The sequence below is a fragment of the Psychrobacillus sp. FJAT-21963 genome, from assembly GCF_001420585.1.
Taxonomy (GTDB): Bacteria; Bacillota; Bacilli; order Bacillales_A; family Planococcaceae; genus Psychrobacillus.
Genome location: NZ_LJIY01000016.1, coordinates 22,992 through 48,698, shown reverse-complemented (window position 1 = coordinate 48,698; position 25,707 = coordinate 22,992). Strand labels below are relative to the sequence as shown.

At 35.5% G+C, this 25,707-nt stretch carries 24 protein-coding genes and 1 pseudogene; 6 read left to right on the top strand and 19 right to left on the bottom strand.

What is annotated here, in order from left to right:
• Positions 1-54: 54 nt before the first annotated feature.
• From AN959_RS19295 to AN959_RS19275, 5 genes are all read right to left on the bottom strand, one after another.
• The gene (locus tag AN959_RS19295) at positions 55-1,791 is read right to left on the bottom strand and encodes a methyl-accepting chemotaxis protein (RefSeq protein WP_056833169.1); all 1,737 of its coding nucleotides are present in this window, start codon (positions 1,789-1,791) and stop codon (positions 55-57) included.
• Positions 1,792-2,006: 215 nt separating this feature from the next.
• Entirely contained in the window at positions 2,007-2,987 is a 981-nt protein-coding gene (locus tag AN959_RS19290; protein ID WP_056833167.1) for a ring-cleaving dioxygenase, read from the bottom strand.
• A gap of 481 nt (positions 2,988-3,468) precedes the next feature.
• The gene (locus AN959_RS19285; protein ID WP_056833165.1) at positions 3,469-4,278 is read right to left on the bottom strand and encodes an alpha/beta hydrolase; all 810 of its coding nucleotides are present in this window, start codon (positions 4,276-4,278) and stop codon (positions 3,469-3,471) included.
• Between the two features lie 172 nt (positions 4,279-4,450).
• Entirely contained in the window at positions 4,451-5,434 is a 984-nt protein-coding gene (locus tag AN959_RS19280; RefSeq protein WP_056833163.1) for an ornithine cyclodeaminase family protein, read from the bottom strand.
• 71 nt (positions 5,435-5,505) lie between these two features.
• Positions 5,506-6,849, bottom strand: coding sequence for an MFS transporter (locus AN959_RS19275; protein ID WP_056833161.1), 1,344 nt, complete (start codon positions 6,847-6,849; stop codon positions 5,506-5,508).
• A gap of 171 nt (positions 6,850-7,020) precedes the next feature.
• On the opposite strand from AN959_RS19275, the gene AN959_RS19270 reads away from it, so the two are divergent.
• Positions 7,021-7,530, top strand: a complete 510-nt coding sequence (locus AN959_RS19270) for a helix-turn-helix domain-containing protein (protein ID WP_056833158.1) — start codon at positions 7,021-7,023, stop codon at positions 7,528-7,530.
• 141 nt (positions 7,531-7,671) lie between these two features.
• On the opposite strand, the pseudogene AN959_RS19265 reads toward AN959_RS19270, so the two are convergent.
• From AN959_RS19265 to AN959_RS19250, 4 genes and pseudogenes are all read right to left on the bottom strand, one after another.
• Positions 7,672-8,179 (bottom strand): annotated as a pseudogene (locus AN959_RS19265) (transposase); the annotation flags it as partial.
• Between the two features lie 332 nt (positions 8,180-8,511).
• Positions 8,512-8,961: an N-acetyltransferase gene (locus AN959_RS19260; protein WP_253278948.1), complete on the bottom strand. Its 450-nt coding sequence runs from the start codon at positions 8,959-8,961 to the stop codon at positions 8,512-8,514.
• A 55-nt stretch (positions 8,962-9,016) separates the two neighbouring features.
• Complete coding sequence (locus AN959_RS19255) at positions 9,017-10,606, bottom strand: long-chain-fatty-acid--CoA ligase (protein WP_056833155.1); 1,590 nt, start codon at positions 10,604-10,606, stop codon at positions 9,017-9,019.
• A gap of 33 nt (positions 10,607-10,639) precedes the next feature.
• Complete coding sequence (locus AN959_RS19250; protein WP_056833152.1) at positions 10,640-11,848, bottom strand: CaiB/BaiF CoA-transferase family protein; 1,209 nt, start codon at positions 11,846-11,848, stop codon at positions 10,640-10,642.
• A 187-nt stretch (positions 11,849-12,035) separates the two neighbouring features.
• On the opposite strand from AN959_RS19250, the gene AN959_RS19245 reads away from it, so the two are divergent.
• The gene (locus AN959_RS19245; protein WP_056833150.1) at positions 12,036-13,490 is read left to right on the top strand and encodes a phospholipase D family protein; all 1,455 of its coding nucleotides are present in this window, start codon (positions 12,036-12,038) and stop codon (positions 13,488-13,490) included.
• A 28-nt stretch (positions 13,491-13,518) separates the two neighbouring features.
• Here the strand turns inward: AN959_RS19245 and AN959_RS19240 are convergent, their stop codons facing one another.
• Positions 13,519-14,667, bottom strand: a complete 1,149-nt coding sequence (locus AN959_RS19240) for an MFS transporter (RefSeq protein WP_056833148.1) — start codon at positions 14,665-14,667, stop codon at positions 13,519-13,521.
• A gap of 89 nt (positions 14,668-14,756) precedes the next feature.
• On the opposite strand from AN959_RS19240, the gene yeiL reads away from it, so the two are divergent.
• A complete protein-coding gene (gene yeiL, locus AN959_RS19235; RefSeq protein WP_056833146.1) occupies positions 14,757-15,428 on the top strand; it encodes a transcriptional regulator YeiL in 672 nt (223 codons plus the stop codon).
• Between the two features lie 126 nt (positions 15,429-15,554).
• Here the strand turns inward: yeiL and AN959_RS19230 are convergent, their stop codons facing one another.
• The 3 genes from AN959_RS19230 to AN959_RS19220 form a co-directional block, all read right to left on the bottom strand.
• Complete coding sequence (locus AN959_RS19230; RefSeq protein ID WP_056833144.1) at positions 15,555-16,034, bottom strand: NUDIX hydrolase; 480 nt, start codon at positions 16,032-16,034, stop codon at positions 15,555-15,557.
• An 8-nt stretch (positions 16,035-16,042) separates the two neighbouring features.
• A complete protein-coding gene (locus tag AN959_RS19225) occupies positions 16,043-16,513 on the bottom strand; it encodes a YbaK/EbsC family protein (protein ID WP_056833143.1) in 471 nt (156 codons plus the stop codon).
• 118 nt (positions 16,514-16,631) lie between these two features.
• Positions 16,632-17,543, bottom strand: a complete 912-nt coding sequence (locus AN959_RS19220; RefSeq protein ID WP_056833141.1) for a GNAT family N-acetyltransferase — start codon at positions 17,541-17,543, stop codon at positions 16,632-16,634.
• Between the two features lie 127 nt (positions 17,544-17,670).
• Between AN959_RS19220 and AN959_RS19215 the strand changes: the two genes are divergently transcribed.
• Positions 17,671-17,955, top strand: a complete 285-nt coding sequence (locus tag AN959_RS19215) for a phospholipase (RefSeq protein ID WP_056833139.1) — start codon at positions 17,671-17,673, stop codon at positions 17,953-17,955.
• A gap of 87 nt (positions 17,956-18,042) precedes the next feature.
• Here AN959_RS19215 and AN959_RS19210 read toward each other — a convergent pair whose 3' ends face one another.
• From AN959_RS19210 to AN959_RS19200, 3 genes are all read right to left on the bottom strand, one after another.
• On the bottom strand, positions 18,043-18,474 hold the full coding sequence (locus tag AN959_RS19210; RefSeq protein WP_056833137.1) for an SRPBCC domain-containing protein: 432 nt from the start codon (positions 18,472-18,474) through the stop codon (positions 18,043-18,045).
• Positions 18,475-18,748: 274 nt separating this feature from the next.
• Positions 18,749-19,252 carry a GNAT family N-acetyltransferase gene (locus tag AN959_RS19205; RefSeq protein WP_056833135.1) on the bottom strand — a complete coding sequence of 168 codons (504 nt, stop codon included), beginning with the start codon at positions 19,250-19,252 and terminating at the stop codon, positions 18,749-18,751.
• 15 nt (positions 19,253-19,267) lie between these two features.
• Positions 19,268-20,272: a glutathione S-transferase family protein gene (locus AN959_RS19200; protein ID WP_056833133.1), complete on the bottom strand. Its 1,005-nt coding sequence runs from the start codon at positions 20,270-20,272 to the stop codon at positions 19,268-19,270.
• A 197-nt stretch (positions 20,273-20,469) separates the two neighbouring features.
• On the opposite strand from AN959_RS19200, the gene AN959_RS19195 reads away from it, so the two are divergent.
• A complete protein-coding gene (locus AN959_RS19195) occupies positions 20,470-21,753 on the top strand; it encodes an NAD(P)/FAD-dependent oxidoreductase (protein ID WP_056833131.1) in 1,284 nt (427 codons plus the stop codon).
• A gap of 4 nt (positions 21,754-21,757) precedes the next feature.
• Positions 21,758-22,621: an RNA polymerase sigma-70 factor gene (locus tag AN959_RS19190; protein ID WP_056833128.1), complete on the top strand. Its 864-nt coding sequence runs from the start codon at positions 21,758-21,760 to the stop codon at positions 22,619-22,621.
• 69 nt (positions 22,622-22,690) lie between these two features.
• On the opposite strand, the gene AN959_RS19185 is transcribed toward AN959_RS19190, so the two are convergent.
• From AN959_RS19185 to AN959_RS19175, 3 genes are all read right to left on the bottom strand, one after another.
• Complete coding sequence (locus tag AN959_RS19185; protein ID WP_056833126.1) at positions 22,691-23,080, bottom strand: iron chaperone; 390 nt, start codon at positions 23,078-23,080, stop codon at positions 22,691-22,693.
• A gap of 98 nt (positions 23,081-23,178) precedes the next feature.
• Entirely contained in the window at positions 23,179-24,294 is a 1,116-nt protein-coding gene (locus tag AN959_RS19180) for a M20 family metallopeptidase (protein WP_056833124.1), read from the bottom strand.
• 158 nt (positions 24,295-24,452) lie between these two features.
• On the bottom strand, positions 24,453-25,568 hold the full coding sequence (locus AN959_RS19175) for a M20 family metallopeptidase (protein ID WP_056833123.1): 1,116 nt from the start codon (positions 25,566-25,568) through the stop codon (positions 24,453-24,455).
• Between the last annotated feature and the right edge of the window lie 139 nt (positions 25,569-25,707).

Below are 25,707 nucleotides of genomic sequence, written 5' to 3'. Positions count from 1 at the left end.
CAAAATAATTGAACTGAAAAAGGTAGCAGCTCGCAAGCTACTACCTTTCATATTTTATTTTGCCAGTTTGAATTCAGAAACAATATCTTGAAGCTGCTCAGACATTTCTGCCAGAGACCTAGAAGCGGCAGTCATTTCAACCATAGAAGCGTATTGTTCTTCCGCTGCAGCAGCTACATTTTGTGTATAACTAGTAGACTGTTCTGTTACTTCTTTCGTTTTATTCACTTCGTTTACAAGAACTTCCGTATTACTATTTATTTCTTGAATTTCCTCGGAAATAATAGAAAGCTTATTATTAATGAGATTTACATCCTCTGCTATTTTTTCAAACGTTTTTCCAGCGTTCGAAACATAGCTCATCCCACTTTCTATCACTACTTTTCCTTCGTTAGCAGTTTGGACAGTATGCTTCGTATTTAACTGAATTTCACCGATTAAAGAAGATATATTTTTAGCTGCGTTCCCGGATTCTTCCGCTAGTTTTCTTACTTCATCCGCTACAACTGCAAACCCCTTACCATGTTCTCCTGCTCTAGCCGCTTCTATAGCTGCATTTAAAGCTAGTAAATTTGTTTGCTCTGCGATACCAGTTATTACATTAATAATCTCGCCGATTTCTTGTGATTTATTTTCTAAAAGCACCATAGATTCGGTCGTTACCGAACTTTGATTATTAATTTGCATCATTTGTTCTACTGTTTGCCTTATAACCTCATTACCTGCTAATGAATCTTTAGACGTTGCGATGGATAGTTCGTTTAATTCCTTAATATTTTTCGCTATTTCTGTAATACTTGTAGAGATATACGAAGCAGAGTTTTTAGCTTCCTCTATTCCAACTAATTGACTTTCCTGGCCAGAAGAAATTTGTTGAATAGATTCTGTGATTTCCTCCGAAGCTCTACTTGTCTGTTCACTGCTAGCAGTAAGCTGTTCGGATGTTGCAGCTACTTGCTGTGCAGAATTGGAAACAGACGCAATCACTTCTTTCAAATTGGTTGCCATTGTATTTATTCCAATAGCTAAATGACCAAGTTCATCTCTATTTTTTATCTTTATACTTTCAGTAGATAAGTCTTGCTCGGCAATTTGTGTAACACTTTGAGCGATTCTTTGTATTGGTATACCAAGATGTCTAGAAAATAAATAGATTACAACAATACCAATCAATGCACTAATTGCCAGTGTTATTAGGATAGTGAAAATAATATTATTCGTACCTTCATTAAACGCTTTCATATAGGTCCCTGCACTGATTACCCATCCCCAATTAGGATCCAGCGCATTATACGTAATTTTAGGAGCTATCGTTCCTGGTTGATTTGGTAAATCCCATTTATAGTGAGTGAAACCACCACCAGATTGTGCAACTTCGATCATTTCCTGAACAAAATAATTTCCGTCTACATCTTGTTTATCCCAAACATTTTCTCCCTCTAATGAAGGATGGGCGATTTCTAATCCATCTGTTCCATAAACGACAAAATATCCATTCATACCTAAATCTACTTTAGATGTTATTTTTCGAGTACCATCACTTTGTAAATCTCCGAGTAAATATTGTTTTGCTTGTTCCTGCGCCTCTTCTAATGTCAAATCTCCATTTTCAACCGAAGTATTCAATGACTCGATAACTAAAAGAGCCATCTCCACACTATTTTTAAGCGTTTTTTCTCCCAGTTCATCTAAGTTGTTTTTAGCTGAATAATAACTACTTAGTCCAATTATTAAACTCGGAATAAGTAATAAACTAATAGCAATAATAAAAAGCTTAGAACGAATATTCATTCTTTTCCCCCCTAAGTAATAGACAGCTAACAAAAAATCGTAGTCTCCTTATTAACCCCTCTAATTGAAAATAAGGATTTTCTCTATGTATTTTTAACTACTTATTTATTATATCGTCATTTTTTCTAAATCTTTAGTATGTTATGAATTTAGTATTAATTACTTATTAAATGATAAAAAAGCCTACTTCGTAAATAGAAGTAGGCGCGATAATATTAATATTCTTTTTCAAATTCCTTTGTACTTCTTACAGTATCGAAATGGCGTACCATACTTTCAATCTCTTCCCGTTTTGGTTCTAAAAATGGAGGCAATGATAACTTTTCTCCAAGCGTTTCGTAAGGCTCGTCTCCCATGAATCCTGGACCATCTGTAGCGAACTCGAACAATAGGCCTGGCGCTACTCTTGCGTATAAAGATTGGAAGAAAAAGCGGTCTACAAAACCAGACGTTTGAAAACCGAAGTTTGTCATACGTTGAATCCACTCTTCCAATACTGCACGGTCTTCCACACGGAATGCTGCATGGTGAACTGTCCCAAAACCTTGACGACCCGGCGGAAGAATAATGTTTTTCTCAACAATTACTTGTGCACCATTACCACCTTCTCCGACTTCGAACAAGTGGAATGAGCCCTCTTGTGCAATCTCTTTAAATAACAAAACCTTTTCCATTACTTCTTTTAAATAATCGAACTCAGCAATCCTAATATGAATTGGCCCTAGACCAGTAATAGCATACTCTAAAGGAATTGGCCCTTTCTGCCATGGAGTACCTGTTGCAACTCCTTCATTATTTTCATCTGAGATTAATTGATATTGTTGGTCATCAAAATCTACGAAAGAAAGCACTTTTGTTCCAAATTGATCTTCAATTCCCGTATGCTTTACTTCCAAACGATCAAAACGCTTAACCCAATAGTCTAATGCAGCATCACTTGGCACTCGGAAAGCTGTTTTAAAAATTTCATTTGTACCATGAGTACCTTTTGGAATATTTGGGAAGTCAAAGAAGGTCATATCTGTACCTGCGCCACCAACATCATCCGCAAAAAATAAGTGATATGTTTGGATATCATCTTGATTTACCGTTTTCTTTACTAAACGCATCCCTAATACATAAGTGAAAAATTCATAATTTTTTTCCGCACTACTTGTAATTGCTGTTACGTGATGCATGCCTTTTAAATGATTCATATATTTCCCCTCCGAATTTATCTTTAATTTAAATATCTCTAATTCAAAGTAATTTTAACATGTTATAAAATGCTTGTCAATTAAAGTATTGCCATTTAAATTTTTATAATACTAATTACAAGTATCAAACAAATAAAAACACACTTAGCAAATAAGTGTGTTCAGGTCGTAAACTATCTCGAATTTTTTTATATAGATTTGAACAGGTTTTCCGAAGCTTATCGCCCGCTTTCCGCGGGCGAGCGCCGAGCCTCCTCCTCAGCTCTCGCTTCGTGTGGGATCTCGTCGTCTCGCTTTCCCGCAGGAGTCGATCGAACGCTTCTCCAAACCAATAAAATGCTACCTTATTATTTTCTATATGCGCAGGAAAAATAATCTTGAGGTAATAGTGAATAATGACTAAAAATCAACATAACACGGACTAATTAGCCAACTGCTTTTTTTCTTCCATCTGAACACACTTAAAAAATAAGTGGGTTTTTTATAATGCTATTTTCTCACTATTATTCGAAAACTTATCTAGCCACTCAAAGGATTTATTAAATAACTCTTCTTCCAATGCATAACTGGAAAAGGTATGATCAGCTTGCTCCACAAAATGCTTATCCACTTCTTTTTTACATCCTCTTTGACGTAGCGCATCAAAATAGCTATATGTATGTTCTGTAGGAACGTCTTCATCCTCTTTTGCATGAATGATGAAAGCTTCGTCTTTATAGGAGCAAATAGCTTCTAATGGGTGATGATTTTTCAAATCCTCTAAAAATAAATGACTGACGTAGAATCCATTATAATCTACTTTTCCATTCACTCTCGCTAATTCAACTGTCTCAGCACCCATAATTTTTGTAATATCTTCGTAAGGTTTACCTACTGGTGACCACAAAATAAGTTTTCGAATGCGTCTATCCTGAGCAGCCGTAATGGAAGCTACAGCACCGCCTAGACTATGTCCAATCAGAATAATATTCTCGGCATCCACTTCTTTAATCGATGATAAATAATTTAGTACAGTCTGTACTTCCTTTAATTGTTTTGTAACCGCTACATTAGAATAATCACCGTCGCTCTCACCACATCCACTAAAATCGAAACGGAATACACTAAACCCTCTTTTAGTAAAAAAACGAGCTGCCTTCACAAACATTCGATGCTCTCCTACTTTACTACCTAAAAATCCATGTAAAATAACAATGAGAGGAACTTTCTGTTCAACAGAGTTTAGAGGAAGATGGAGTACTCCGGAGAGACATAATTCATTTGAAAGGATTGATACTGTTTGTTGTTTCATATTTAACTTCCTTTCATAAGTTAATTTATTTCTGTTTCACTAGTATGTTAATAGATATAATAATGGAAATGACTTTTTTAGTCAATTAAATATAGTGGTTTAGTAGGAATTAATAAGATACAAAAAGAGGCTTCCATTATTGGATGCCTCAGATGTTATTACGTATTCATTTTTACACATCTATTTCTGTTCCTATTTGTTGTTTTTTCGCTTTATTATATACACCTTTTGCTACTGCTAAATCAAAGTAAGCTGCTCCTACCGATTTAAAAAATGTAATTTCCTCCTCGTTTTCACGACCAATTGTTTGACCGTTTACAAGCTTTCCTAGTTCGCCATGCACATCGTCGAATGACCATTTCCCAATTTTTTCTGCATGCATTAATTCTCCTGCTTCATCTTTAACACCGGCTAGGTCATCTACTACAATTTTTGACGCTCTAGTAATTGTGGTGATGTCTACTTCCAACATATGTGGCAAATAAGAGCCCACCCCATTTATATGAGTTCCTTTTTTTAAATCTTCTCCTTTAAAAACAGGTTCATTAGAGCGAGTTGCACAGCATATTATATCTGCTTGTCGAACGGCAACTGACACATCTTCAAATACTTCATAAGGTACCTCTACACCAAATGACTTTAATTTTTCACCAAACATTTCAGCTTTTGAAGTAGTGCGATTCACTAGTAAAATACGATCAATTTTACGAACAGCAAGAACAGCTAATACTTGCTCAAAGGCCATTGCTCCTGTTCCAATCACAGTAACCACTTTCGCATCTTTTCTCGCTAAATAATCTGTTGCTATTCCACTTAAAGCACCAGTACGAAGTCTTGTTAAATAGGATGCATTCAGCATTGCTATATGCTCTCCATTTTGTGCGTCTGATAGTAATACTACCCCTTGAGTAGTCGGTTTACTTTTTTGAGGATTGTTTGGAAAAATTGTCACGACTTTAACTGCAGACACTTCTCCTACTAGATCAGCACTTGGCATATATAACGCAGAAGCTTCGTGTTGAGGAAATTCTATTACTGTTCGATGCGGATTTGCAATTTTCTCTGCTTCTTTCGCTATTAAAACGTCTTTCACATCTTTTATTGCCTCTGTCATTCCATATGTACGCATAATCTGTTCTTCATTTACTACTAACATTTTTGCAACCCCCATTTATATAAAAAACTCGTCTTCCCTAGTAATGGCAAAGACGAGTTATTCTAATAACTTTATACTTGACTCAATTCTTTTGCTTTTCTTCTATTTGTAGGCTTTTTTAAACCAGCATCATTATTTACATCATCTAAATGTTGTTGACTTCGATCCTTAACAGCCCAAATTGCAACTAAAGATACAAGTGCTGTAAAGATTATATAGCATGCTACTGGAATATAGGAGTTGTTAAATTCAAGCATTAAGCTTGTAGCAACTAGTGGAGCAGTTCCTCCAGCTACTGCTGCACCTATTTGATAACCAAGAGTGATACCAGTGTAACGAACTTTCGCATCAAAAATTTCTGAGAACATAGTCCCTAGAACCGCAGTAATAGGTGCCCAAATAATTCCTAATGCAATAACTGTAGCAATTACTAATAATACCACTGATTGTTGCTGTAACATCCAGAAGTAAGGGAAGGCAAATAACGCCATACCAACCGTTCCAGTTATATACACTTTTTTACGTCCAATTCTATCTGATAAGCTACCCATAATCGGAATAAGAATAGTTGTTACGATCGTACCAATCATCACAGCATTTAAAGTAGTAGTTCTTGAGAAACCTAAATTTGTTGTTGCATATGAAACAACAAAAGTACCAAAAATATAGAATGGAGCTGTTTCTACTACTTTCGCTCCAATTGCAATTAATACTTCACGCCAATGATACTTAAAGGTATCAACGATTGGAAGCTTTGGAATATCTCCTGATTCCTGCACCTTTTTAAAAGAAGGAGTTTCCTCAATACCTTTACGAATCCATAAACCAAAGATAACCAATAATGCACTGAATATAAATGGAATACGCCAACCCCATGTCATAAACGATCCTTCAGGTAATAATGTCATAAGAGATAAAGCGATTGTTCCTAGAACCATCCCGATTGTCACACCCATTTGAGGGATAGCACCATATAATCCTCGTTTTTCTTTCGGGGCATACTCGACTGCTAATAGAAGAGCTCCACCCCATTCTCCCCCAATACCTAACCCTTGAACTAAACGAAGAGTGATTAGAAGAATCGGAGCCCATACTCCAATTGCTTGATATGTTGGTAGTAATCCCATTCCAAAGGTAGCTACTCCCATTAAACTTAACGTGATAACTAATGTCTTTTTACGTCCAATTCTATCACCAATATGCGCAAAGATTACCCCACCAAATGGTCGGATAAAAAAAGCCAAAGCAAATGATGCATACGCTAATAGTAAACCAACTGTTGGGTCTTCTGTAACAAAAAATAATTGATTGAACACTAAAGCTGCTACTGTCCCATATAAGAAATAATCAAACCATTCTATTGAGCTACCTACTAAACTTGCAATCCATACCTTCCGCATTTGTTTTGAATCCATATTACTTCCCCCTTCATAAAAATTGAAGTGCCACTTTAATTCTCCCTTTTTTTATTGTAGATTGTTGAAAATTTTCTGTCAATAGGTTTTTAATCTATTAACATTGAGAGTTCTTTCAAAAGTAATGTATGATGATAGAAATAACGTGATAATTTAAAAGGAGAATTATGTATGTCTTCTAATATAGGTATGGTTTTAAAAAATCTTAGAAAAGAACGTAAACTGACTTTAAAAGAGTTAGCAGAACAAACGGGGGTATCCATAAGTTTCCTTTCACAAGTAGAACGTGGTAAATCGAGTGTCACTTTAGAATCTTTAAAAAAAATAGCAGATGCTTTAAAGGTAAACCCAACTGTATTTTTTCCTGAGAACGATAAAGAAAAGGATTTAAAGGAAATACGGGAACAATTCTATTACAAGGATTTATCCTGTGGTATACGAGAAGCTGCCTACTCTCCCATTTTAGTTATACTACAGCCTGGAGAAAATGAAGGAAATGCATTTTCACATGGTGGACATGAGTTTATTTTTGTTATTAAAGGAACATTAACTGTGGTAGTAGATGACCATAAAGAAGAGATACAAGAGCACCAGTCAATTATGTTCGATGCGAATAAAATGCATTATTGGTATAACCTAACAGATGAACCGATAAAATTTTTAGTAGTCTCCTCGAAATGAACAAAAAAAACGCTTGGAACAAATCCAAGCGTTTTATACTGTAGACAAAGTACCCCGAGAGTTCGTCTCTCGGGGTACTTTGTCAATTTTGAAGGTTTTTGATTTCAAATTTCCCTATGATTTTTACTTTCTGTACACTGAGTAGGCACGTGTTTCTTTCCTTACGATTTTCTTGCCATACTTGCGTTTATTGGCTCTCGCCTTCACATGAGTTGAATCAATGAATACACGGTCTTCTGATAATAGACCACGGTCCATAATCTCTATTAAGATCCGGTAAAAGATTTGTTCAAAGATGTCGGTCTCTTGAAAACGACATGCGTAGTTCTTACCGAAGGTTGAGAAGTGTGGTATTTCTGTATGAAAACCAAATCCTAAAAAATAGCGATACGCCATATTCGTTTCAATCTCTTTTATTGTTTGGCGCATCGAAAGGATGCCAAATGTATATTGAATAAACGTCATTTTAAATAACACAACAGGATCAATCCTTGGTCGCCCAGTAGCAGAGTAAAGATGTTCTACTAATGGATAAATGAAATGGAAATCAATCGCGGCATCTAATTTACGGACCAAATGTGCCTTCGGTACAAGCTGCTGTTAGCATTTCAAGTTGTTCACGTTCATTGATTTGGTTTTCAGTCATCATTCAACACCTTAACATCTTAGAAATTTAGAAAATCAACACTTTTTATATAAACCAACACTAGTCGATTGGAGTGGAAGGCGCGAAGACTCCTACGGGAACAGCACGAGCCGAAGCACCCGGACTGAGCGTAGCGAAATTAATTTTTGCGACGAGCTTGCGCAGGAGCAAGGAAGAAGGCTGAGGCCGTGCCCGTGGAAAGCGTAGCGCCTGAAATGGAAATCGACGATTTCATACTATGTATTGTAATTAAAAAAAGACTATAGACAATTTCAAATTTCTTTGAGTTTGTCTATAGTCTGAAAATCTTGGAACAAATCCAAGCGTTTTATATCCTAAACTAATTGCAAACAGTATTCTACTTCACCTTCAATTATTTCGCCCGTTTCCTTAAATCCAAAACGCTCATATAGCTTTCGTGCTAATTCATTATCAGGCTCAGTTGATAAATAAATTGCATCACAGTCTTCTATCCTTTTCATTTCATCTATTATCAATCCAATTGCTCGCTTGCCATATCCTTTTTCTTGATATCTCCTATCAATCATTAATCTGCATATTTCATATTTTGAAAGATCTTCTGAAAATCCATACATTGTAAACCCTATTAATTTGTCATCCACTTGAATTCCTTTAATAGTCCATCCTGTCTCAAATACGGATTGAACAATTGAAAGAGCATTAGAAGCAACAAACTTCTCTGTAATGGTTGCATGGCCATTTTCATTTGTAGTTAAAAAAACTGTTTTCAACCAATTTTCCTTTGTTATATCTACTAAATTCATACTTATGATTTCCCCCGATAATACTTGCTTTGTCTATATTTCTTATTACTTACTTTTAATTAACTTTTTTCAGTCCATTCCAATACATTTCTCTTAGTCGGAATTTTTGAAGTTTACCTGTGGCCGTTTTTGGTAAAGCCTCTACAAAGTCAACCGCCTTCGGTGCTTTAAAATGTGCCATAGTTGAGCGACAGTAATCAATAATCTCTTGTTCTGTCACATGGCGATCAGGATGGAGAACAATTATGGCCTTTGGTACTTCTCCCCATTTTTCATCAGGCACGGCAATCACGGCTACTTCTAAAATATCTGGATGTTTATAAAGAACCCCTTCAATTTCTGTTGAAGAAATATTTTCCCCACCTGAAATAATCATATCTTTAATACGGTCTTGAATCTCAATATATCCATCTGGATAGGTTACGGCTAAATCACCTGTATAGAACCATCCATCTTTTATAGCTTCGGCCGTTTTTTCAGGATCTTTATAATACCCTTCCATTACAACATTACCGCGAGTGATGATTTCCCCTAATTCCTTTCCATCCCATGCCACTTCTTTTCCATCTTCTTGACTTACTACTTTTGTTTCCCCATTAAACGCAAGCTCAATACCTTGTCTTGCTTTAATCGTCGATTGCTCTTCTGCAGACTTATCATCAAATTCTTTTTTCCACTCACAATATAAGATGAAAGGAGATGTCTCGGTTAACCCGTATACATGCATCATGTTCAGACCTAAAATGGCTTGTGCTTTTGCAATAAGAGCTGCTGCAGGTGGAGCACCAGCCGTAGCCATACGAGGGTTAGTTGTAATCTTGACCTCTTTTGCCTTTGGTTCGTTAACTAGCATGTTCACTACTGTAGGTGCCCCACACAATAAAGTGATTTTATGCTCTTCAAATAAATCTAATATGAGAGGAGGATCTACTTTTCTTAAACAGATATGAGTAGCTCCTGTAGCTGTTATTGCCCAAACTCCTCCCCATCCATTCGCATGGAACATTGGCAATGTGTGCAAATATACATCATCATGATGAACGCTTAAGTGGTACATAAAATTAGCTGCATTCAAATAATTACCTCGATGAGTTAGCATAACACCTTTCGGTTTTGAGGTTGTACCACTTGTATAATTTACGGTTAGCAATTGATTTTCATCAATTGGTGGTAATGAAATCTCTTCTAGATCCTGTTGAATAAAGTCCTCAAAATCAATTCCATTTAACGAATGGGATTGCCCTTCTACAGATACAATGACAACTTGATCTAAAGACAAGTTACTTTCAATTTTCTCAATTGGCCCAGTAAACTCTTCATCTACGATAAGCATCTTGGAATCACTGTGTTGTATGATATATTCCAAATCCTCTGCATTTAATCGATAATTTAGGGGTACCATTACGGCTCCAAGCTGACAAACACCATAAAAGCATTCCAACATGTAGTGTGTATTTGGAAGCATAACTGCTACATGGTCTCCTTCGCTTATTCCTGCTTGACGCAAAGCGTTGGAAAGCTTGTCTACACGTTGCCCAAACTCTTTATATGTAAACTTTTTCTCCCCATCTATTACTGCTATCTTTTCCGGATAGTACTTTACTGCTCTGCGTTTCCAGTCTAACGGTGTTAATGGTGAAAACATATGATCAGCTCCTTTTCTATTTATCTATTTTATTTATATTGGAATAACCTTATTCTTATTTGTCCCAAAAACTCCTTTTTGAGTGAACAATTGAATAGTCTCTGATTGGAAACCAATTTCCTCCATAATCTCCATAGAATGTTCTCCCGTTTGTACTCCAGAAAAACGGTATTCAGGTAAGTTATTAGAGAATTTTATAGGGAAAGCAATTTGATTTTGCGAGCCTCCTTTTTGCTTTGGAACGGAGATAACCATTTCTCTTGCTTTAATCTGCGGATGGTTCACTGCTTCTGAAAAACTCAATACAGGTTCAACACAGCCATCGAATTTATCTCCAAGAATATTTAGCCATTCATCAAAGGTCTTTTGTTTAAATGTTTGTACTAATAACTCTTTGAAAGTCTGCTGGTCCTTTTGCCTCTTACTACCACTTAATGTTAATAAACTTTTATCACCGATTAGTTCACAAAGCAATTCCTGAAATTTCGGTTCTAAGCTCCCAACTGAAATGTATCGATGATCACTAGTCTCATAATAATCATAAAAAGTACCGCCATTTAATAGTAAAGACTCTTCTGTTGGCTCTTCATTCCCCACCAAATATCCTGGTCCATACATAGCATTTAAAGAAAAAGAAACATCTGTCAGACTAATATCGATATGCTGTCCCACTCCAGTTTTATCTCGATTGTATACCGCTGCTAATATACCAATAACAGCAGGCATTGATCCTCCAGCTATATCAGCAACTTGTATGCCAGACGGAACAGGAACCTGTTTTTTCCTAAAAGAATAACTTGGGATGCCAGCTATTGATAAATAGTTAATATCATGGCCAGCTTTATGCTGTAAAGGGCCTGTTTGTCCATAACCTGTAATGGAGCAAAAAATAATTTTCGAATTAATCTCTTTTAATCTGTCATAACCAATTCCAAGTTTATCCATAACTCCTGGCCTAAACTGTTCAATAACAATATCGTAATCTTGAATTAGTTTATATATTATTTCCTTTGATTCCTCTAATTTTAGATTCAGAGCCAATGAGCGCTTGGAACGATTCAGATGAGCGAAAGTGGCTGATACATCTCCATCCTTAGGATTAATATGTTTTAGAAAGTCCTCTCGATCTGGTGATTCTATTTTTATAATATCTGCACCCATGTCTGCCAGCATCATTGTTGCAAAAGGACCCGGTAGTAATGTAGAGAAATCTAAAATCTTTAAACCTTTTAATATCGACATCCCCATCTCTCCTTATCTATACACTACTTTATCTAACTATTCAAATAATTCTATATAATTTAATTGTAAAGAATTCCACGATTGCTTTCAATATAATTAAACTATTTCTAACAGTTAATTCGGTTTGCGTTTACACTTTAGCGGGAATATCTCTATTGCAGATAATATAAACTAGGGGGAACTACAGATGGCTAGAAAGCCGAGCAAGCCATGGAGTAAGAGAAAGAGAATTATAATGGGCTCAATTGGTGTTATTGCACTTATTTATATAGCCTTGATTTTATGGCATACATATAAACCTCTTCCGGAAGGAGTTTCATTCGCCGGAAAGATGCATAAAACGGATACTGTAGAATTTATCACCGATTTGACGTATGCTCAGGACCAAAAAGGAACCGAGATGGTACATGAGAATCATATATTCGAGGAAGTTTATACGATGATCGAGGAAGCGGAAAAATTTGTAGTGGTAGACTTTTTTCTATTTGATGGATACTATGACGACGATATAAACTTCCCTCGCATTGCAGATACACTTTCTATTTCTCTAGCTAAGAAAAAGAAAGAGAACCCTGACATGCCTATAGTTTTTATCACAGATCCTCTAAACCAAGGCTATGGATCCTATGAAAACAAATGGTTTAAAAAAATGAGAGATGCAGGAGTCGAAATCGTATACACTGATTTAGATTCTTTAAGAGATTCTACTCCAGTATACTCCGGTATATATCGATTATTTTTTCAATGGTTTGATATTGGTGGAGAAGGTTGGATTCCAAATGGAATGGCCAGTGAAGCACCCAAAATGACAATTGCTTCTTATATGAAATTACTTAATGTAAAAGCTAACCATCGCAAAACAGTTGTAACAGATAAAGAAGCCATGATCACGTCCTCCAATCCACATGATGCAAGTGGATTCCATGGGAATATTGCTTTAAAAGTAACCGGTCCTATTTTAAATGACATATTAGAGGCAGAGGAAGCTGTTTCTTTATTTTCAGGAGGCCCTAAGCTTCCAAGAATAGATGTGGAAAATTCAGATGGACAATATGAAGTACAATATTTAACAGAGAAAAAGATATTGGATGCACTACTGAAAGATTTGTCCGCAACAAAGGAAGGAGATAAAATTTGGCTTGGAATGTTTTTTATTGCTAAGCGAGACATTGTAAACGCCTTAATAGAAGCTGCAAATCGAGGCGTAGAAGTAAAGCTCATTCTAGACCCAAATAAAAATTCCTTTGGGCAAGAAAAATCCGGACTTCCAAATCGTCCGGTTGCACAAGAAATGATCGAGGATACAGAAGGAAAAATTGACATTCGTTGGTATAATACAGTTATTGGACAATACCATACAAAAGCTATTTGGATTCAATCAGACGAGCATACTATCATTTCGAATGGTTCCGCAAACTATACAGAACGGACATTAGATAACTATAATCTTGAAAATAATCTACGTGTTATCGCACCAAATGATAGTGATTTAGTAATCGAAATGGAAGATTACTATGAAAGACTCTGGAATAATAAAGACGCCATGTACACTGTCGATCAAGATAAATATGAAAACAACTTCACATGGTGGCAACGTTGGATTTACTCTATTCAATTTTTCTTTAAAGTAACAACCTATTGAAAATAACCCCCAAAACTTGGGGGTTATTTTAGTATGCATATCGTTTTTTTGTTAGGATAATGATTGCGATTGCTGGAATCGTACAAATAATCATTCCAAGGAAAGCCAATCCAGAAGATATTTCATATAAATATCCTCCTATTAAAGTTAATACGGCAGTGCCCCAGCTTAATGCAAAAGCTGAGTACACACCTTGCGCATTTGGAAGCTGTTGCTTTGGTAAGTTTTTTGTTAGATAACTGATAAATGCAAAGTGGGCTACGCCAAAAGACAATGCGTGTAAGCTCTGAGAAAAAATAAAAACCCAAACATTTGGAAACAAAAATACAAGCACCCAACGTAAAGTAGATCCAATTGCAGCTAATAACAACAAGGATGAAGGCTTCCAATTTTTAAATAATTCCGCCTTAGAAAAATAAATTATCTCAAAAATAACTGCTATATTAATAATCATTCCAATGTAGAAGCTATTTACACCTAACTCCTGTAAATATATATAGCCATAATTATAATAGGATGCATGTGCACCCTGTAATAGAATTACAATCAGAAGCACAATAGGAAAACTTTTAACTTTCCACAGACCGCTTAGTGAAAGATTCTCCTTCCGATCTGTTTTTGTTGGCTTTACTAAAAGTTCTGGTGGGGATGGGAGAAAACGTATCAATAGCAGTAAACATAGCCCCACCATCATACTCCATAAAATAGCCCCCTCACCGAAATAGCCTGTGAGCATACTAATGATAAGAACTGAAATTATAAAGCCAAGTGATCCATAGGAACGACTCTTGCCATAGTTTACTCCACTTTGCTGGACTAATGAGCTTGCGGTGCTTTCAATAGCAGGAAGTAAGGTCGGGTAAACCGCATTAAATAAAATTGTTACCACAAAAAGCATTCCAAACGAGGTAACAGGAATATAAAGTACAGTTACTATTAATGAGATTATCGTTAGCATAAACACAACAGCTTGGCTGCTCATATATTTTGAAGCTATTGGAAAAACAAACATTGTAGAAACTCCACGCGCAACTAATCCAAAGCCCATAATTAAACTCGCATTTGTTACACTTAATTCTTTATCTTCAACTAGCCAACCTGTCCAATAAGGTAGAAACACACCCCAAGTGATAAAAAACACAAAAAAGTTCTGTGAAAGCCATCGTTGTTTATTCATTTTATTCCCTCCGTAATAATTGCATCATACCACTTAAACACATACAATAATGTGAGATATCTCATACTTTTTCACTCTAGGAGGAAAAAATGAAATTTTTAGATGAGCCTATGCGTAGCTATTACATTGAAAAATATCCAATACAGTCCTTATTTTCTTTTCCAATTATCTCTTATATTCAAGTTTGTCAATTTGAACGTGGTGAATTTATTTTAAAGGAAGATTCCAATCCGGAGTACATATACTATCTCGTAGAAGGAAAGTCAAAGCTCTATGTGACACATTCAAACGGAAAAGTTTCCCTTATCAATTTTTTAGAGGCTCCTATTTTTATAGGAGAAGTGGAATTATTAAATTCTGAGAGGTATTCAAAAGGAATACAAACCGCTACTCAAACAACCTGTTTTGCTATCCCTATTCATTTATGTAAAGACAACCTTTTAAAAGATGCCACTTTCCTTCGATATTTGTGCATCTTTATCAGTCAAAAGATGACTACAATTTCAACAAAATATACACAAAGTCAAGCATTCCCACTAGAAAATCGTCTTGCAGAATTTATCCTTTTATCTGCAGATAATGATTTTTATAAAGAGAAACACACAGAGGTATGCGAATACTTGGGTGTTTCTTACCGTCATTTACTACATGTTCTAGCTCAATTTTGTAAATCAAATATTATTGAAAAAAAATCACGTGGCTATATTATTCGAGATAGAGATCGATTACAAGAACTAGCAAAGGAAGTCAAAATAAATTAACACACAAAGAAATTTCAAAGCCACCTGATAATCCAACAGTTACAACAGTAAACCCCTCATATTTAATTTATTTAGAGTTTATATAAAAAAGGTAACCACTTGAATGGTTACCTCGGTCTACTTTATTTACAATTTGATTTCTACTAAATGCTCAATTTCTAGAGGTAAATCTGTTATTCTCTCTTTTAAAAATAATGGATAAAGATTTAAACCTATTAATTCTTCAAAAGGCTTCCAGTAATACGTATGTATTTTTCCCTCTTCATTCACAGTAAATTCGTTCCCTCTAACATAGAAATCTTCGTCTTGTAATTCTAACAAATAGAAAAAACAAATTTCATGAAACTTCTCTTTCAATGTCGCTTCCTCGAAAAAGTTTTCATTTACCCATAACATACGCTTAATATTCACTTCTAGTGAAAGCTCTTCTTTTATTTCTCTTCTTATTGCATCTTCACTTTTTTCATGCAATTTTACCCTTCCGCCAGGTACATAATAATAGGGTTGATTTTCATCGTTCATGATTAGTAATTTTTCATCATGAACGATTAATCCTGCCACGCGATAATTAAATCTACCTACAGCTGTTTTAAATGAACTATCCATATTATTATTTACTCCCATCCTTTGCAAACATCGACCCATTCTTGCGCTTTTGCATATGTATATAATTCTTCACAAGTAAGTTCTATTGCACTATTGCTACTACCACAAGCAGGGTAAACAGTTTCAAATCGTTTCAATGATTCATCTACATATACAAGCACATGATCTGGAATACCAAAAGGACAAACTCCACCAACAGCATGTCCCACATTCTCCAATACTTCATCCGGGGACAACATTTTAGCCTTAACACCAAATGTACTTTTAAACTTTGCATTATCGATTTTTGTATCTCCTGCTGCTACTACAAGGATACTATTATCCTCCTTCTTGAAGGAAAGTGTTTTCGCAATACGCGCAGGCTCTACATCTAGAGCTTGGGCAGCAAGTTCTACAGTTGCACTCGACGCTTCATACTCCTGTATCTTATCAGCTATTCCTAGTTTAGAAAAATAATCTCTTACTAATTCAATTGCCATGACATACACCTCTAATTGATTTTTTGATTAATCATAACAGGTATTCATACATATAAGCGCGTGTTATTTCTAACAAAACATTTTGATCCTATCCACGATAATCTCCATTTATACCATATTAAATTTCAACATTCGTAGAATGAATATCGTATTTATAACAAGTTACTGCCTCTACTTGCTCAAATCCTTCTTGCACGTATAAGGCTTTTGCATGGTTATTATCTGCGTTTACACAAAGGATGGTTCTTTTATAATTTTTTTCTTTCGCAAAGTGTAAGGAAGCCCTTAGCAGAACTCTACCTAATCCTTGCCCTTGATATTCGGGTATAATAGCAATTGGTCCTATATTCATAATTGGTGCATTTTCGTATTCATCTACTGTTCCTCGAATAACCCCCACAGCCTTGTCCCCATGATATAAAATCATGGCTCCTCCCTCAATATGGTCATCATCTGACATCATTTTCTTTACCATCCCAGGTGTGATAGGAGTCTCACTTCCTTTAAGTTTCGCAAAGCTCGGGTTTCTAACTGCACACCAAGTCTCTTCATTTCCAGGTTGAAGCTTTTTTATCTCATATCCATTTGGTAAATGGAATTTCGGTACTTCCCTATCCTCTCTCACAAGAACAAAAGTGTATCTTTCGATATTGAACTTTAATCCTTCCATAACTTCCGATAGCTTCCTATTTTCAAATGGTACAAACAAGAAAACCTTCTCTATCTCTTTCGTATGCAACATGATTGCTTTCATAAGCAAAGTATAAACCTCGAAGCTTTCGATTTCAGTGTGAAATATTCGAAACCGTGCCTTATTCCCACTTCTATGATATTCATCCATTATTAACGAAACAGCACCTACAATACCATCTTGTTCATTCAGAACAATATAAGTTGGGTTTTCTACTGTCGACTCGAAGCTTTGTAAATCTTCGTCATATAAAAATGAATCATCCAACTGCGCTCGGTGTTTCTTGCAATACTTTATAAAGTCATTGACTCGATTATTTTTTAATTCTTCAATTCTCATCAATATCCCCCTAACACGTTTTTGGTGCTATTAAATTTGTATGTCTCTTAGGAAACAGTATATACAAAATCGGTAACTATTGAATAGCTTATATTAAATTGAAAGTAATAGAAGGGAGGTTGCTAATTTGTATCAGAGAAGGAATAGGAATCGTCGATTTTGTTTGTTTCCAGGATACAACTGGTGTGGACCTGGTTGTAGTGGGCCTGGTGCACCTATAAATGCTGTGGATGCAGCTTGCATGGCACATGATAAATGTTATAGTAGAGGCATTAATCCTTGTGAATGCGATCATGAATTTCTCCGTAATCTCCATCCTCTTATTAACCCTTATACGCAAGAAGGAAGACATGCTCGAATACTCTATAATTATATGAAATTACAAACAGTATTCACTTGTTTTAAAATTTAACAAGACAAAAACTCTAGATTCCAGGTTCTTATTAGCACAAATAGAACCTGGAATCAAAAGTGAAAAATTGATCATACAATTTTCCAATTATTTTACAATGCCTACTCTCAATTCTGTAATACCAAATTCCAAATAAGCTTTTAAACAGGTCAGCATATAAACCCAACCTTCTTTATTATCCACCAATGTATTAATAATCTCATCTTCATTTTCATTAAATCCTTCTTCATTAACCTCTATAATCGTACTCAATTCATCTACTTCTTTCATGGAAATAGTTACAGTGTTTTCCTCAAGCTCTCCCCATTTGAATACAATCTTCTTATTGATGTCGATTTCGGTTACTTTAATATTTACTTCTGCGTTATATTCATCGTATCTTAATGTGATCGTCTTTCCTTGCTCCCATCTTTCTGAGCTCGATGACCACCAAAAGTTCCCGATTCTCAAAGGATCCACAAAAGCTTCAAATACCTCACTTGCAGGTTTTAATATTCTAAATTTTGTAAGTATGTTCATATTACTACAACTCCTTTTTTATTGTGTTATTTCTTCAAGTATAGACTTTTATCTTATAAAAAAGAGTCCATTTTATAAGAAATAATAAGAACTATGATTTATTCAATTGCTCATAACAGCTATTTTAAGGGATACATTTTTTTCTAATTTCACAATCATATCTTCTATCATTACTTCTTGTGTTCCTAACATTTCTTCATAATAGATAAATTTCTTTTCAAGTACAAATCAACTTAAAAAGGTGTCATGGAATTCTCCACGACACCTAAATTTATTAAAAAGTAATACGGAACGCTTTTACGACAATTCCATCATTAGTTGGTTCAAAATCAAATTGTGGCAAACGCTCAAACCCAAGATGACCATATAATTTTATAGCATTCTCCATAAAATCAGCAGTATGTAGTCCCATAGCAGAGAACCCTTTAGCTTTAGACCGTTGAATACATTCGTTAATCAATGCTGTTGCCACACCTTTTCCTCGAGCTTGTGGTGCGATGGCTAGCATTCTTAGTTCTGGATAATCAAGTTCGTCTTCCAGTAAACCTTCATAAGCTTTTATTTCAGGAGAAAATAAAGCAACGCTTCCTACTATTACTCCATCAATCTCTGCTACCATTCGTTCTACGCCGGGCTGAATATCTCCATCTGATAGGATGGATTGTTTTAAAACTTTCCAATGTTCTTCCGGAATTTTAGGAGCATGCTCGGTATATGCGTCTAATCGTTGTTCTCGGATAAAAGATAATTCATCCTCTATTGCATTACGTATAATCACTATTTCCCCATCTCCTTAATTACTTGTATGAACAAGAAATTTTTCTTCTTTTCCACTTAAAGATTCTCGATTATGTGCAGAATTGAAGTTTGAAACATCCGGTCCTTTTGGTAATATGTTTAGACTTTTTTGATCATCACTCGCAATATGGTTTGATAAATGGTAATGGATTTTAATTGCTTCAAAATTAGTTGTATCTCCAAAACCAGGCGTTTGGAACAAATCTCGTAAATAACCCCATAGATTTGGAAAATCAACAATACGATTTCTATTTGCCTTAAAAGCTGAATAATACGCTACGTCAAACCGTGCTAATGTTGCATATAGTCGAACGTCTGAATCCGTAATATAGTCCCCAAACAAGAAGCGTTGCGTCGATAAACGTTGCTCTAATTCATCTAAACGATTAAATAATACGTCATATGCTTCTTCATATGCTTCTTGTGAACGAGCAAATCCACATTTATAGACACCATTATTAACATCATGAAAAATGACATCATTTAATGCATCAATTTCCTCGCGTAAATTTTGTGGATATAGATCAGGCGCATTTTCTTTATGATATGGTGCCCATGCAGTTTCTAAATGATTTGTTAATCTAAAGTAATCGTTATTCACTACTTTTTGTTCTTTTACATCAATGATAACTGGTACAGTTGGTCTTCCTGCGTATTCTGGATCTGTTTTTTTATACATTTCGCTTATATATTGAATACCTAAAACAGGATCTACACCATTTTCATCTAAAGAAAATTCCCAGTCTACACGGCCGATATTCGGACGCATTGGACTAGCAGTACCCAAACTGATGACATCTTCTAAACCTAGCACGCTTCGTACGATCACTGAACGATGCGCCCATGGACAGACAGCAGCCCATAAAAGACGATAACGTCCTTCTTCAACAGGTAGTTCACCTGGTTGATTTCCAAATGGCGTGTCAAATTGATTACTTTGACGAACAAATTTCCCTGTTTTATCAACTTCTACTGGTACTTCCTTCTTTGTTTTTTCCAATTTTCATCATCCTTTTCCAGTCAAAGTTTGTGTCAAATATATAAAACATAGTTATCAACTTTGTTTAGTTAATTTTATTAATTAGTTATCTTGAAGTCAAGATAAAAATAGTTTAATTACATTCTTGATTTAAATGTCACAACTTAATTAGCTTCCTCGTCTTAATTTATGAAAACATAATAGGAGGTTATCATCGTATGGCTCAAAAATGGGACGTTGTAATTGTTGGTGGTGGATTGGCAGGGTATGTGGCAGCAAACTATTTGGCTAAAAAGGATTTGTCTATTTTAATAGTCGAAAAAGATAAAAAGGTCGGCGGAAGGGCTAGGACAGATAAGATTAATCAACATTATTTTAATCTCGGCCCACATGCCCTATATAAAAAAGGAAAAGCGGCTCCTATTCTCGAAGAATTAGATATCAAACTGAATGGGAAATCACCTATATTAGGAGGTACTTTAATTGAAAATAAAATGGAGTACACTGCTCCTTTTAATCCTTTGGGACTTTTAACGACACGATTATTGAACTGGAGAGAAAAAGTGGAATGGGTAGCTATATTAAAGAATATAAATAGCTTGGATACAGAAAAGTTAGCAGAGCAAACATTTCAACAATGGGTCATGCAAGTTACGATATCTAAAAAAGTCCAGTCTTTATTATATACACTCGGCAGACTCACCACGTATTGCCATGCCCCTGAAATGGTTAGCACCAAGATAATTGTATCTCATATGAAGATTGGAATGGGTGGAGTACTTTATTTGGATTACGGTTGGCAAATGGTAATAGACCAACTGCATAATAAAGCGGTCATCTCTGGTATTCAAGTTCAATCAAACACTGTTGTAAAGCAAATTATCAAACTTCAACAGGAACATTTTAAATTGGTTCTATCTAATGATGAGGAAATTTCCAGTAAGTATGTGCTGAATACCACAAGCCCTCAGGAGCTTAATAAAATGTTAGGTGACCAATCGAGTATTTCGCAGCGTGACTTTTTTGCCAAAATAACACCTGTAAAAGGAGCTACACTTGATGTTGCATTAACGAAGCTTCCTAATCCAAAAAAATTGTTTGCCATGGGTATAACTGACCCCTTATATTACTCAGTACATTCAAATTATGCCAGACTCTCTGAAGATGGAGAAAATACAGTTTTACATGTTTATAAATACCATCACCCGAATGATCAAATAGATGGTAAAGAAGTAAAAAAGGAGTTGGAACAATTTTTAGAAAAGATGCAGCCAGAATGGAAAAAATACGAGATTACTAGTCGTTTTATGCCTAATATTACAGTTAACCAGCGTCTACCTCAATTAGGAGATGAGCAAAAATTGGCCTGTGCTAATATAGAAATCCCTGGATTATTTTTAGCAGGTGACTGGGTTTCTCCTTATTCTGTTTTGTCAGAAGGAGCAGTAAGCAGTGGAAAGCAAGCAGCGAAAGAAATAATACAACTACTCGAACAGAGGTGATAAAGTGCAAATTAGTAATGAAGATTATCAACTATTTAGACCACTGTTATTTACAATAGGCTATCGTATGCTAGGTTCCATTGGGGATGCAGAGGATATTGTGCAAGAAACTTTTTTAAAAGCATATCAAATGGATGAACAAGAGATTAATAATATGAAAGCGTATCTTTGTAAAATGATGACAAACCGTTGCCTTGATTACTTAAAGTCAGCACGTTATAAACGAGAGAATTACGTAGGACCTTGGAATCCCGAGCCACTATTGTTAGAGAAATCTAATGATCTAGATCCAGCTGATGTTGTTCTTCAAGCAGAAGGATTAAGCATTGCTTATTTAAGGATGATGGAACATTTAACACCAGACGAACGGGCAGTACTTCTATTAAGAGAGGTATTGGATTTCTCCTACTTGGAGATTGCTAGCATTATTGAAAAAAATGAAGATAACTGTAGGAAAATATATAGCAGATCTAAGCATAAAATTGCACGCATAGATAGTGAAAGTTTAAACTATGAAACCAATAAGTCGATTATCAATCGGTTTATCCAAGCTTTTGAAATGAAAAATACAAATGCCTTGTTAGAATTAGTATCCGAGAATGTAACACTATATTCTGATGGTGGAGGAAAAGTTAAGGCTGCTATTCGTCCAATAACATCCCTTCCAAACGTTTTGGCATTATTATACGGTATAATGAAAAAAGCTCCTAAGGATTTTTATTTTGAAATAAGAAATGTCAACGGTCAGCCAGCAATTGTGAATTACATGAACGGCTCTCTTCAAAGTATTATTAGTTTTTATATTAGTGATGAAAAAATAAAGGAAGTTTACATTATGATGAACCCCGATAAGTTACCTAAACTTTAGATACTATTAAAAGTAAGACTGTCCCCTGTACAGATGAAAAAAGGGGCAGTCTCTTATTTTAAATAAATATTATTTTTCTTTTTTCCGCTTTTTCTCGGCTTTATTTTCATTCTCAGCGACTCTAAATTTAACTATTTTGCTGATTAGTTCATAAGGCAATGGTTGTTCTAAAGGAAACTGGACGGATCCTTTCGCTCCTTTATATTGTGCAATTTCCTCTTTAAAAGCTTCTATTCCGCTTGGAGCTGGATAAAATCCTATATGGTTTTTATAAGCAGCAAAGTGGACTAGGTTCCCATGGAAAGCAAAAGTAGGCATTTGATAGCTTATTTTCTCTGTCGCTTCAGGAGCAGCCTCTTTTATTACTTGCCATATTGTTATTAGTTTTTCTTGAACTTCAGGAGGAAAGGTTGAAATATATTCATCTATTGAGTTAAAAGTGACTTTGTTTCCTTCCATAATTTCTCCTTCCAAAACCATTTATTTTAGTATAGCATTGCTAGATTAAACTTAAAAAGCATCCACACAATAGTGTGAATGCTAAATTTAACGAAGGTTTATAATTCTGCTAATCCTTTGAAAAGCTCTACAGCCGTTTCAATTATATCATCACGGAAATCATATTCATACGTATGTAGATGTGGATAATCTTCACCGTTCCCTATATAGCACATAGCACCTTTTGTTAGCTTTAAGTAATGGCCGTAATCCTCAGAGCCACGGAATGCTTTTGTCATTTCCACTACCTCAAAACCCTTATTCTTTGCAACTTTACGAATTTTATCAGAGCTTTCTTTGTCGTTTACAGTTTCAGGGAAAGAATCCGCAAAGGAAAAACTAACTTTCAAGCCGTATTCTGCTGCTTGAGCATTAGAAAGATCCTCTAGGTTTTTCTGAAGCTTATCTAGTTCTTCTTCATGAAGAGCACGAATAGTTAACAGCAAATCACCCTTACTTGCAGACATACCGAAAGCTCTTTCGCCTATATCCACTTGTACAACTGTGCAAAGTACAATCCCTTCATTATTCTCTGGTGAAATGAACTCAGGAATCGCATCAATAACTTTAGCAATAGCAAAAGCTGGGTTTGCTCCATTCTCCGGTTGGCTAGCATGTGCTGGTGCACCTTCCATATGGATCGTCATCCCTTTGGAAGCACAGTGTGCAGTCCCATCAATTACATTTACCGAGTTAAAAGCCATGCCACTCATATTATGATAAGCAAAAATTTCTTCGATATTATGTTCCTCGATAAATGAAGCGCATTGAGCAGCACCGTCCCCGGTTTCCTCCGCATGTTGGAAAAGGAAGAAAATATTTTTGTCTGCACCCTTTTGGTCAATTTCTAATGCAAATCCGGCAAGACTAGCAGAGTGGCCATCATGCCCGCATTTATGAGAAATGCCTGGAGACTGAGAAGCATGTGGAATGTCAATTACTTCCGGCATAGGAAGAGCATCAAAATCTGCACGGTATGCAATATTCTTTTTGCCTTCCCCTGCACGATATACCGCATAGAACCACTTTTCTTTGTCTAATATTTCTAATTGTGTATGCGTTTTTAAAAAATCTATTAAATGTTGTTTTGTCCAAACCTCATGATTTGAAAGTTCAGGATGCTTATGTAACTCATGTCGTAATTGGATTGCTAATTCTAGATTTTTCTTTTCCAAAGCTTTTCTCTCCCTTAACTCATTTTTTTTGATAAGTCGTAAGTGTATCTTATTAAAATATTCCTATATTTATAGTAGGCTTCATCGTCAGAATGATGCTTATTTCTAAAAAGCGCATTTGGCTAATTAGACAACTTTTTATTATTTATGCTATATGACTATTGTTCCGTAATACCTTTGAAAAGCTCTACTGCTGTTTCAATGATGTCATCTCGGAAGTCGTACTTAGATGTATGGACATGAGGGTAGTCTTCTCCATTTCCGATGTAGCATATTGCACCCTTAGTTAACTTTAAATAATGACCAAAGTCTTCTGAGGCACGAAATGCTTCTTTCATTTCAACTAATTGAAACCCTTTATCTTCACATACTTTACGAATTTTATCTGAACTCCCTTTGTCATTTACAGTTTCAGGAAATTCATCATTATAAGAGAAGCTTACCTGAATTCCGAATTTTTCTGCTTGATCCTTAGCAAGATCTTCTAAATTTTTCTGAAGTTTATCTAATTCCTCTTCGTATAATGCTCGGATCGTTAAAAGTAACTCTCCCTTACTCGCAGACATACCGAATGCTCTTTCACCGATATTTACTTGAACAACTGTACAAAGTACGATTCCCTCGTTATTCTCTGGGGAGATAAAATCAGGGATTGCATCAATTATTTTAGCAATGGCAAAGGAAGGATTTACTCCATCCTCCGGTTGACTTGCATGTGCAGGAGAACCAACCATGTGAATTGTCATTCCCTTTGATGCGCACTGAGCCGTTCCGTCAATTACGTTTACCGAATTGTAAGCCACACCACTCATATTATGATAGGCGAAGATTTCATCTATATTATTTTCTTTAATAAAAGTAGCACACTGAATAGCGCCATCTCCTGTTTCCTCCGCGTGTTGGAAAAGGAAAAAGATGTTTTTGTCTGCACCCTTTTGGTCGATTTCCAGAGCAAATGCAGCGAGACTTGCTGAGTGACCGTCATGACCGCACTTGTGAGAAACTCCAAAGAATTGGGAAGCATGTGGAATATCAATTACTTCAGGCATAGGTAGTGCATCAAAGTCAGCACGGAAAGCTATATTCTTTTTGTCTTCACCGGCACGATAAATAGCATAGAACCATTGGCCGTTGTCGACTATTTCTAATTTTGTATGCGTTTTCAAGAAATCGATTAAATGTTGTTTCGTCCAGACCTCTTGATTCGAGAGTTCAGGATGCTGATGCAACTCATGTCGTAGTTGAATTGCCAATTCAAGATTTTTCTTTTCCAATGTATATCTCTCCCTTTTAAAATCGAAATTATACAATATAATAGTTTCACTATTTTAAGTATAGTAGTATATATTGAAAAACAGTAGATTCGATAATTTTTACTAGTAAAAAAAATTTTACTTTCTTTGTATGTACGTC